The 7,143-nt window shown below is 70.6% G+C and carries 4 protein-coding genes and 2 pseudogenes; all 6 read right to left on the bottom strand.

Annotation, left to right across the window (positions count from 1 at the left end; genetic code table 11):
* Positions 1 to 39 precede the first annotated feature (39 nt).
* A complete protein-coding gene (locus BMG07_RS38790) occupies positions 40 to 1,104 on the bottom strand; it encodes an ABC transporter permease (RefSeq protein ID WP_198088936.1) in 1,065 nt (354 codons plus the stop codon).
* Positions 1,104 to 2,698: pseudogene (locus tag BMG07_RS38785) on the bottom strand (ABC transporter ATP-binding protein). Before BMG07_RS38785 ends, BMG07_RS38790 begins: the two are co-directional and overlap by 1 nt.
* The gene (locus BMG07_RS38780) at positions 2,695 to 3,390 is read right to left on the bottom strand and encodes an alpha/beta fold hydrolase (protein ID WP_269759835.1); all 696 of its coding nucleotides are present in this window, start codon (positions 3,388 to 3,390) and stop codon (positions 2,695 to 2,697) included. Before BMG07_RS38780 ends, BMG07_RS38785 begins: the two are co-directional and overlap by 4 nt.
* Before the next feature lie 44 nt (positions 3,391 to 3,434).
* Positions 3,435 to 4,400 carry a 5'-methylthioadenosine/S-adenosylhomocysteine nucleosidase gene (locus tag BMG07_RS38775; protein WP_198088934.1) on the bottom strand — a complete coding sequence of 322 codons (966 nt, stop codon included), beginning with the start codon at positions 4,398 to 4,400 and terminating at the stop codon, positions 3,435 to 3,437.
* Positions 4,401 to 4,518: 118 nt separating this feature from the next.
* Positions 4,519 to 6,057 (bottom strand): annotated as a pseudogene (locus BMG07_RS38770) (caspase family protein); the annotation flags it as partial.
* On the bottom strand, positions 5,979 to 7,143 hold a 1,165-nt coding region (locus tag BMG07_RS43655; protein WP_269759834.1), incomplete at its 5' end, for a polysaccharide deacetylase family protein. The pseudogene BMG07_RS38770 and the gene BMG07_RS43655, both read right to left, overlap by 79 nt.

The raw sequence follows: 7,143 nt of genomic DNA, 5'->3' as shown, positions 1-7,143 counted from the left end.
GGAGGGGAAGGAGCAAGGCGGAAGAAGCGACGGCCATGTTCATTTCTTCATCCGCACACGGTATTGCGTCAGCAGCGTCGCCACCAGCACCGCGATCAGCGAGGCGGCGACGATCACGTCGGCGATGTACGTCGGCACGCCGACCGCGCGGCTCATGGTGTCCGCGCCGACCAGCACGCCCGCCACGAACACGCCGGCCGCGATCACGCCCAGCGGGTGCAGCCCGGCCAGCATCGCGATCACGATGCCCGTGTAGCCATAGCCCGGCGACATGTCCAGCGTGACGTAGCTCGTGCGGCCCGCCACCTCGATGGCACCGGCCAGCCCGGCCAGCGCGCCCGACAGCAGCGCCACCATGACCACGGTGCGCGTCACCGGCACGCCGGCAAAGGCGGCGGCGCGCGCATTGGCGCCCACGGCGCGGATGTCGAAGCCCAGCACCGTGTACTTGAAGACCGCCCACACCGTCACCGCGAGCGACACCGCCCACAGCAGCCCGGTGTGAACCCGCGTCTGCGCGATCAGCTTGCCCAACTCCAGGTCTGGCTGCAGCGACACGCTCTGCGGCCAGCCCATGGCGCTCGGGTCTTTCATCGGCCCGTCGAGCAGCGCCGACACGCCCAACAGCACGATGAAGTTGATCAGCAGCGTGGTCACGACCTCGTCCACCCCCAGCTTGTTCTTCATGAGCGCCGGGCCCAGCAGCATCAGCGCGCCGGCCACGGCGGCGGCCAGCATCATCAGCGGGAACAGCACCCAGGGCGACAGCTCGAAGCCGGTGCCGCCGTGCATGCCGCCCACCGCCACGGCCGCCAGCGCGCCCGCGTAGAGCTGGCCCTCGGCCCCGATGTTGAAAAGCCGCGCCTTGAAAGCGACCGTGGCCGCCAGCCCGGTGAGGATCAGCGGAATGGCGCGCGTCAGCGTTTCGCTCCACGCGAACACCGAGCCGAAGCCGCCCTGCAGCAGCAGCGCGTAGGTGCGGCCGACCGGCGCGCCGGCCCACAGCACCAGCAGCGCGCTGACGATCATGGTGAACACGACCGCGCCGACGGGCGCCAGCACCAGTGCGGCGCGCGAGGTTTCGTGGCGTCTTTCGAGCCGCATCATGACGGGGCTCCCGTGCGTTGAGTCGCCGTGGCGCCGGCCATGGCCAAGCCGATGGCCTCGCGCGTCCAGGCCGCGGCCGGGCGCGCTTCGCCGAGGTGGCCGCCGTGCATCACGGCCACGCGGTCGCCGAGCGTGAGCACTTCGTCGAGGTCGTCGGAAATCACCAGCACCGCCGCGCCTGCGTCGCGCGCGGCGATCAGCTGCTGCTGCACATAGGCGACCGCGCCGATGTCGAGGCCCCAGGTCGGCTGGTGCGCGACGATGAGGCGCGGCGCGCGGGTCGGGTACTTCTTGTTGTCGTCGCCCTTGGCCGCTTCGGGCTGCTCGGGCGCGAGCAGGGCGCGCCCCAGGATCAGCTTCTGCATGTTCCCGCCGGAGAGCGAACGCGCCGGCGCCATGAGCCCGGCGCCGCGCACGTCGAATGCTTTTTCGATGCGCCGCGCATGCAGCCGCGCGGCGGCGCGCTTCACGAAGAACGACCAGCGCGAGAACACCGGGCTGCGCAGCCGCTCCGACACCGCGTTTTCCCACACCGGCAGGTCGCCGACCACGCCGACCGCGTGACGGTCTTCGGGAATGCGCGCCACCCCGCGCTGCACCAGCCGGGCGGGCGAGGGCGGCAGTGCGCGGCCCATCAACTGCGCCGTGCCGGAGACGGCCCGGCGCGTGCCGCTCAGCAACTCGGCCAGCGCGACCTGCCCGTTGCCCGACACGCCCGCGATGGCCGTGATTTCTCCGGCGCGCAGCGTCAGCGACACCTCGCGCAGCCTGTCCTGCCCGCCGTCTTTTCCGGCGGCAGTGCTCACGTGATCGAGCACGCAGACCGCGTCGCCCACCGACTTCGCGGGCCGGCGCTGCGGCGCCTCGACCGCGTGGCCGACCATCCACAGCGCGAGCTGCGCCTGCGTGGTGTCGGCGGTGCGCGCCTGCGCCACCAGCTTGCCGCCGCGCAGCACGGCCACGCGGTGCGACACGCGCAACACCTCGCCGAGCTTGTGGCTGATGAAGATGACCGACAGGCCCTGCGCCACCATCTGCGCGAGCGTGGCGAACAGCGCCTCGCTCTCTTGCGGCGTGAGCACGGCCGTGGGCTCGTCGAGGATCAGGATGCGCGCGCCGCGGTACAGCGCCTTGAGGATTTCCACGCGCTGGCGTTCGCCGACCGACAGGCTGCCGATCTTCGCGTCGGGCTGCACCGGCAGGCCGAAGCGCTGCGCCACGTCGAGCAGCCGGGCGCGCGCCGCCGCGCGTTGCGACACCGGGCGCCACAGGGGCTCGGTGCCCATCATCACGTTGTCGAGCACGCTGAGGTTGTCGGCCAGCGTGAAGTGCTGGTGCACCATGCCCACGCCGGCGGCCAGCGCGGCCTTGGGGTTGCCGGGCGGCAGCGGCGCGCCGAAGACTTCGATGGCGCCTTCGTCGGCGACGTAGTGGCCGAACAGGATCGACATCAGCGTCGACTTGCCGGCGCGTTCTCGCCGAGCAGCGCGAGCACCTCGCCGGCCTGCAGGTCGAGGGAAATGGCATCGTTGGCCACCAGGCTGCCGAAGCGCTTGGTGATGCCGGCGAGCCGGAGCACGAGAGGGTTCATGGGGTGGCGGGCTCGGGGTGGCCGAGCTCGCGGCAAAAGTTGTCGATGGCGCGGGCGGTGGCGGCGGGTGCCGTCTGCAACAGGCCGTGCGGGCCTTCGAGCTGCACGATGCGCAGGCCGTCCAGCGCGCGCTGGATGACCTGCGCTGCACGGGCCGGCACCACGCGGTCGTGCATCGCCTGCAGGTAGAGCGTCGGCACGCGCACGCGCGGCAGCTTGTCGACGACGTTCACGCGCTGCACTTCCTTCATGCGATGCGTCATGACCGCGCCGGAGACCTTGCGCAGCGAGCCTTGCAGCATCGCCGCCAGGCGCGGGTCGGCGAAGCGGCCCAGCAGCATGTGGCGCATGGGCGCGGCCATCATGGGGGCGTGAAGCAGCTTCATCGACAGTTCGAGCAGGCCGCCGCGCAGCAGTGCCAGCCCCGGCTTGGGACTGCGCGCGAAGCTGCAGCACAGGATGAGTCCGCGCAGTCCCGGCGGCGGCTCGGCCGCGATCGAGATGGCCAGCGGGCCCGAGAACGATTCGCCCAGCAGCACGAAGGGCTGCGCGTCGGGAAGCCGTGCGCGCACCAGCCGTTCGAGCTCGCCGTAGCCCTGCGGCTCGGTGCCCGAATAGCGCACCACGTCGATCTCGGCGTGCGCGCCCATGGCTTCCTTCAATGGCTCGAAGAGGTCGCCCGTGCCGTCCATGCCCGGAAGCAGAACAAGGCGAAGCGGGCGCGCTGGAGCCGCCGTCACTTCCAGGCGGCGAGGAAAGCCAGCATGACCTTGGCGGAGTTGTCCGCCGCGATGCTCATGAAGGTGCCCATCTCGTTCTCGCCGTCGCCGCCGCCCGCCAGGTCGCTGAGCGAGCGGAAGGCAATGTAGGGCACGCCGTTGCTGTAGGCGACCATGCCCACGGCCGCGGTTTCCATGTCGAGCACGTTGGCCTGGAAGGTCTTGTAGGTGTATTCGCGGTAGGCCTTGTTGTCCATGAAGGCCTGGCCCGACACGCCGTTGCCGCCCACCACCAGCTGCGGCTTGCGCGGCAGGCACTTGCCGGCGCCGCAGTTGGCCAGCTCGACGTTGCGGATGCTGCGCGCCACCTCGAGCATCTTCGGGTCGGCCTCGAACCAGAACTTGCGCACGATCTGCGGGCTGGCCGCCGAGCGCACCTCGACCGGGCGCGGGAACATCATGCCGAAGTTGGGCAGCGTGGCGTCGGTGATGAAGGGCGGCGCGCTGTACTTGCCCGGCGCGGTTTCGCGCGCCATCAGCACTTCGAGGTACTGGCCCCACTGCGCGGGCACGGTGACGTCGCCCACGTGCAGCTGCGGATTCACGCCGCCCGCGATGCCGCTGAACACGATGTTGGTCACGCGAAAGCGGTTGAGCACCAGCTGCGTGTTCATGGTGGCGTTCGTCATGCTGATGCCCGACAGGAACAGCACCACGGGCTTGCCCTCGAGCGTGCCGGTGGTGAACTCCACGCCGTTCACCGTGTGCTTCTTGGGCCCCTGCAGGCGCGTGAGTAGCAGCTTCAGCTCGGGCTCGAAGGCCGACAGCACCGCGATGCGCGGCGTGTCGTCCAGCCGCGTGCTGCTGTTGATGCTGACCACGTCCGACTTGTAGACGCCGACGCAGCCCGCGAGCAGCACGCCGAGCGCGGCGGCCAGGACGGGCGCGCGCAGGCGCCGCAGCAAGGAAGAAGTGTGGGTCATGGTGGTCATGAGTTCGTGGGTGGCAGTGGGGGCGGTGCGCGGCGTCGGGCGTGGCGATCCAGGTCTGCAGCGCCGGGGCGCGCGCGTGCTTCGGTGCAAGGCCGACGAAGGTGGTGTACGCGGCCAGCGCCTTGGCGTCGTTGCCGGCCTGCAGGTACGCATCGCCCAGGTTCAGGTAGGCGAGGGCGCGGCTGCCGTCCATCTCGATGGCCTGCTCGTACCAGCGCGCGGCTTCCACCGGCTTGCCGCGCTTGAAGTACAGGAAGCCCAGGTTGTTGGCCGCCAGCGCAAAGCGCGGTTGCAGCTTCAGCGCCTCGGTGAAGGCGGCCTCGGCTTCCTCGTAGCGGCGTTCGCGGTACAGCTGCAGGCCGCGGTCGTTGGCGCGCTGGGCGGCCACGCGCGGCGGCAGCGGCGCGGCGGCCGGCATGGTCAGCTTGGTATCGGCGCCTTCGAGGTTCTTTACGACCACTTCGATGGCCGCCTTGTCGCCCTTGTCGCCCTTGTCGGATTTGCCCGGCTTGGTTGACGGGGACGACTGGGATAGGGCCGCGGCATGCACCGCCTGCTCGTTGGCCTCGTCGATGCGCTTGTTGACCTGGCTCGCGGCGGCGTCCAGCTGCTGGCTGTCGCCGCTCAGGCCTTCGCGATCGACAGGCAGCTCGAACACGAACTCGCCGCCTTCGGAGCCCGGCAGGCTGCCGAAAGCCGGCGTCTGCCGCGCGATAGCCGCGACGGCCGGCGCCACGTAGGCCGCGAGCTCGGTGCCGGTGATGACGCCGTCGCCGTTCAGGTCGGCCTTGCCCGACAGCGCCTGCAGCACCGTCCAGGTGAATACCGAATGGCCGCCGGGGCCGTCGTCGGCCACCTGCTGGTCGGCGCCGCCGGCGGTGATCATCTGGCGGCCGATGCGCCGCGCGTTGTCGCTCAGGAAATTCTTGCTGCCGCGCGGCCCGCCGCCGCGCGTGAGGCCCAGGCCCGAGTAGCAGGCGTCCACCAAAAACAGCACGTGCTTGGCCGACAGCGCCTCGGCCACCTCCTGCAGCTGCGGCATCGAGATGGCGTCGGAGGCCAGGTCGTCCAGCGCCGCGTCCACCGGAACGATGTAGCCCACGTCGCGCCCGCTCGCGAGCTTGCGCGTGCTGCCGTGGCCGGCGAAGAACACCAGCACGCGGTCGTCGCGCTTCACGCGCTTGCTGTCGGTGAGCTTGTCGTTGAGCGCGCGCAGGATGTTGGCGCGCGTGGCCTCGCCGTCGTACAGCGCGGTGACGTTCTCGGGCTTGAAGCCGAAGCGCGTGACGAGCAACTGCTCCATCGACTTGGCGTCGGGCACCGCGTGGTGCAGGCCGGGCCACTTGGCGTATTTGTCGATGCCGATCACCAGCGCGTGGCTGTCGCGGTAGAGCGTGTCGCCGCCGGTGCCTGCCGAGGCCACGCCGTCGTCCGGCGTCGGGCGCTTGGACGCGCTGACCACGAACTTGCCGTCGCGCCAGGTTGCGAAGCGGTAGCCGTCGGCCACCAGCTGGTCGAGCACCGTGGGCAGGGCCTGCACGGTGCGGCCCTGGATGTCGTGGAACAGGATCACGCCGCGCTTGGCCTTGTCGACCTCGGCCAGCACGCGGTCGGCGATCGACTTGGGCACCGGGTCGGCCCAGTCCATGGAGTCGACGGTCCAGAGCATCGAGCGCAGCTTGAGCGCCTCGACCGTGCTGAGCTTGTCTTCGTTGCGCGCGCGTAGGGAAAGCGGAACAGGGTCGACTGCGGGCGGCCGGTGGCGTCGAGCAGGGCCTCGGTTTCGGAGGCCTCGGTGCGCACCACGTCGTCGGTCATCTTGGCCATCACGCCATGGCTGAAGCTGTGGTTGGCGAGCACGTGGCCGGCGGCCAGCACGCGCTTGGCCACCGCGCCGTTGGCGCCCAGCTGGGCCTTGCCCTGCGCATCGAGCTTGCCGAGGTTGCGGCCCAGCTCGAAGAAGATGGCCGGCGCGTCGTAGCGCTTGAGAATCTCCAGGATCTCGTCGGTGTGCTTGGCGTGCGGGCCGTCGTCGAAGGTCAGCACCACGGTCTTGGGCGGCAGCGAGGTGCCGAAGATCTCGCGTGTGTCGGCGCCTTCCTTTTCCTTGGCGCCGCCGGCCGGCTGGGTGTAGGGAACGATGGCGCCGAAGTCCTTGAGGATCTTGTCGCGCGAATACAGGCCCTGCAGCTTGGCCACGTAGTCGGACCATTTTTCGCGCTGGGGCTCGATGCCGCGCTGCGCGAAACGGCCGAACACGTCCTTGAGCTCGCGGTCGTAGGCCTGCTCGATCTCGGCCAGCACGGCCAGGTCTTCGCTCGCGCGGCGGCCCAGCTTGAGGCCGGGCAGCGACTGCGCCTGGGCGTAGCGCGTGCTCAGCTCGGTCAGGAATTCCTTGAACGCGAGGCGGTCGGCGTCGAACCAGCTCGGCTCGCTCTCGATGCGGTCGAGCAGCGCGTTCAGCGCCGGCACCGTGGCCGGGTCGGTCATTTCGCCGGCCTGTGCGATCAGCGCCTGCTGGCGTTCCTGCATGTCATGGAACAGCAGTTGCCCGACCGCGCCCACGGCGCGCTTCTCGGCCGCGTCGAGCGTGCGCTCGCCGGTCATGAGAACGATCATCTGCCGGTGCGCGGCGAGCAGGGCGTCGGCGCGCTCCTGCAGCGCGGCCGGAATGCCGACCGGCGCCGCGACCACGGGAGGGGGCGCCGCAGCCGGCGGCGTGGCTGCCGCCGCG

Origin of the sequence: Variovorax sp. E3 (assembly GCF_016082275.1) — a bacterium.
Taxonomy (GTDB): Bacteria; Pseudomonadota; Gammaproteobacteria; order Burkholderiales; family Burkholderiaceae_C; genus Variovorax.
The sequence above is the reverse complement of the archived record's forward strand: the minus strand, read 5'-3'. Positions and strand labels throughout refer to the sequence as shown.